Raw genomic sequence first — 2,585 nt, 5'->3', positions numbered from 1 at the left:
ATCAACCGGTCGGAGCTTCCGGGGCGCACACTTCCGTGTTTCAATCTTATCAGATCCGCCTAGTCCGTGTCAAACTGTCGCTTTTCGCTTCAGCCGACCCAAACCTGCCGGACCCGCTAGGATCTCGACTGCCCCGTCTCCGGAGCAACCCTCCAAACTTACCGTGACATCCAGGACGTGTCCAATCAACCGGTTTTTCAACGGTCAACACGGATCCCGAACGCTGAGGTTCGCTGAAGGGGGTTCGGCCCTTGGGGCCCGTCCGCACTCAGGCGTCCGGCTCGCTCCCGGGGCACTGTGAACTCTAGGCCGCCCCCGGAAGCCCGTCAAATCAGCCAGATCCGAGAAAACCGCAGGTCATCCTAGATCCACACGAGAATCGACAACCTTCGCTACCCAAACGTTACAGATCTAAACGACGAACGCCCCGGCAATAGCCGGGGCGTTCACCGAGCGCAGACGTCAGGCACCGAGCAGTTCGACGCCCCCGATGGAACGCTTGCCTCGCCGGAGCACCAGGAAGCGCCCGTGCAGCAGGTCCTCAGTCGACGGCACATAGGCCTCATCGGTGATCTTCACATTGTTGAGGTAGGCGCCGCCCTCCTTGACCGCCCTGCGTGCGGCGGACTTCGACTCCACCAGTCCACTCTGGGCGAGAAGGTCGACGAACGAGGCCCCCAGCTCGGAGATCTCAGCACGCGGCACCTCGGCGAGCGCCTCTCCCAGCGTCCGCGCGGGAAGGTCCTCCAGTGACCCCTGACCGAACAAGGCCGCCGAGGCGGCGATCACCGCGGCGCACTCGTCCGCGCCGTGCAACAGCGTGGTGAACTCGGTCGCGAGCGCGCGCTGGGCCTCACGTGCGGCGGGTCGCTCCGCCGCCGCCTTCTCCAGTTCCTCGATCTCCTCGCGGGACTTGAAGCTGTAGATCTTGAGGAACTTCACGACATCGCGGTCGTCCGCGTTCAGCCAGAACTGGTAGAAGGCGTACGGCGAGGTCATCTCCGGGTTGAGCCACACCGCGCCACCGGCCGTCTTGCCGAACTTGGTCCCGTCAGCCTTGGTGATCAACGGCACGGTGAGCGCGTGCACGTGGCCGCCGGTCACCCTGCGGATCAGGTCGGTTCCCGCGGTGATGTTGCCCCACTGGTCGCTGCCGCCGATCTGCAGCGTGCAGCCGTACCGCCTGTTCAGCTCCAGGTAGTCGTTGGCCTGCAGGATCTGGTAACTGAACTCGGTGTAGCTGAGCCCGTCACCGCCGAGACGGGCGGAGACCGACTCGCGGGCGAGCATACGGTTGATCGGGAAGTGCTTGCCGACGTCGCGCAGGAAGTCGATCGCGGACATGCCCTCGGTCCAGTCGAGGTTGCTGACCAGCACTCCCCCGGACTCGTCGGAGAAGTCCAGGAACTTCTCCAGCTGGACCCGGATCCGCGCGACCCATTCGGCGACGACCTCGGAGGAGTTGAGTGAACGCTCGGTGCTCCGGCCGCTGGGATCGCCGATGAGGCCCGTGGCCCCGCCGACGAGGCCGACGATCCTGTGTCCCGCCCGCTGCAGGCGCGTGAGGGTCAGCAGCGGAACCAGGTTGCCGACGTGGAGGGAGGGCGCGGTCGGGTCGAAGCCGCAATAGACCGTGATCGGACCCTCGGCCATCGCCGCCCGCAGGGCGTCGATGTCGGTGGACTGCGCGATCAGGCCGCGCCAGGCGAGGTCATCCAGAATCTCGGTCACGATCTTTGCTTTCCAATGCTCGAACGGTCATGTACGGCTTCGCCTACAGCCTGCCCGATCACCGCACCACTTCGCCACTTGAAGCCCTCACATTACGGGCAAGACCAGCGTGAATCCGCGCCGGACGAGAACAGCGCGGAACCTACCTGCGGCGCGGAACGTGTGGCCGGTAGGGGGAGACCGTACGGTCCCCGTCGATCCAGAACCGCCAAGGCGTCTCACGCCCCGACGAGACCCCGGTGCGCGGACCCGAGCGGATCGAGGCGACCTTGACGGGATCCCCCTCGAGCACGCTGACCGGTCCTGGCGGGCAGGCGTCGAGCCCGTTGTGCTCCCGGCTGAACCCAAGCGCGACCGCGAGGCGTGCCGGCCCACGCGCGAGGTTGCGCCCGGTGATCGTACGGCTCGCGCCCGCCGTCCTACGGGCCGCCGCGGTCTCCGTCCCCGCGACCACCTCACCTGCTCGCAGCAGCACTCCGGAACCGACTCCCTCGGGAAGACAGACCAGATTGGCGCAGAAGTGCATGCCATAGGTGAAGTAGACGTACAGGTGTCCCGGAGGCCCGAACATCACGGCGTTGCGCGGTGTCCTGCCGCGGAAGGTGTGGGACGCGGGATCCTGCCCCGGCGTGCCGTACGCCTCGACCTCGGTGATGCGGACCGCGACTGGGCCGTGTGTGATCACACGGCCCAGCAGGTCGGGAGCGACCTCGTGACCCGGTCTGTCGAAGAAGTCACGGGTCAGCGGCGCGGATCCGGCCGAGATCTGGCTGAGCGCCGACGATTGGGCCGAGGCGTTCGAGGCGCCGGAACCCGGTACTCCGCACAACGAGGCGCGCGATCAGATCTGGGAG

General features: G+C 66.5%; 2 protein-coding genes. Both read right to left on the bottom strand.

The annotated features are described in order from the left end of the window. Positions 1–462 precede the first annotated feature (462 nt). A complete protein-coding gene (tyrS, locus tag AB0395_RS48050; protein WP_366295045.1) occupies positions 463–1,731 on the bottom strand; it encodes a tyrosine--tRNA ligase in 1,269 nt (422 codons plus the stop codon). 142 nt (positions 1,732–1,873) lie between these two features. Beyond that, the gene (locus AB0395_RS48045) at positions 1,874–2,560 is read right to left on the bottom strand and encodes a DNA-3-methyladenine glycosylase (RefSeq protein ID WP_366295042.1); all 687 of its coding nucleotides are present in this window, start codon (positions 2,558–2,560) and stop codon (positions 1,874–1,876) included. Between the last annotated feature and the right edge of the window lie 25 nt (positions 2,561–2,585).

Source organism: Streptosporangium sp. NPDC051023, from assembly GCF_040689595.1.
Taxonomy (GTDB): domain Bacteria; phylum Actinomycetota; class Actinomycetes; order Streptosporangiales; family Streptosporangiaceae; genus Streptosporangium.
The sequence above is the reverse complement of the archived record's forward strand: the minus strand, read 5'-3'. Positions and strand labels throughout refer to the sequence as shown.